Source organism: Streptomyces chiangmaiensis (assembly GCF_036281785.1).
GTDB classification, from domain to species: domain Bacteria; phylum Actinomycetota; class Actinomycetes; order Streptomycetales; family Streptomycetaceae; genus Streptomyces; species Streptomyces chiangmaiensis.
Map to the genome: position 1 here is coordinate 1 of NZ_JAYWVC010000678.1, position 753 is coordinate 753.

General features: G+C 69.9%; 1 protein-coding gene. It reads right to left on the minus strand.

Annotated elements, in window-relative coordinates:
• A partial coding sequence (gene istA, locus VXC91_RS46370) for an IS21 family transposase (RefSeq protein ID WP_329513332.1) occupies positions 1-753 on the minus strand: 753 nt, incomplete at both ends.

Sequence of the window (753 nt, forward strand, 5' to 3'; positions counted from 1 at the left end):
TGATGCCCTGCGCGTCGGGCACCGTGGCATGCAGCGCGACGGTGGCGGCCGACGCTCTCACCTCGACGAGTTGGCGGTGGCGGACCTTGACGGCGGGCACCGAGTAGAGGTTGGCGTCGAAGGCGACCAGGCAGTCCTTGCCGACATGCCGCAAAAACCGGTCGGCGACGACATAGGGGCGGGCGGGCAGTGGCCGCAGCGCCGAATGATCCCGTGCGGCCCGCACGCCGATCACTTCGCCGTGGGTGCGGTGCGTGCGTGCCCGGCGCTGGGGGACCCAGGCCATGAACGCCCCGTCCAGATCGTCCAGACCTGAGAAGGCCCGGCCGGCCAGCACGTGGTCACGGACGATGGTCACCTGGCGCTCGATCCGGCCCTTGCCGGTGGGGCGGTAGGCCGCCAGCACGTCGATGTCGAAGTCGTAGTGGCCGGCGAATGCGACGGCCTCCGGATGCAAAGGGACCGCCTCACCAGGTGCGACATGGCGGCGGACCACGGTCTTGGTCCGGTCGTAGACGATCACGCCGGGCACCCCGCCGTAGTGCGCGAACGCCCGGCGGTGGCACTCCCAGAAGACCGCGAGGTTCTGGCTGGTGGTGAAGCAGCAGAACGGATCCCGGGAATAGGAGAGGACCATGTGGAAGGAGTAGACCTTCGGGATCCCGACATGGGCCAGGATGCCGCCCTCGTCACCCCAGTCGACCTGGGCCTGGGCGCCGGGCACCACCTCGAAACGGCGGTGGAGGCGGGCCA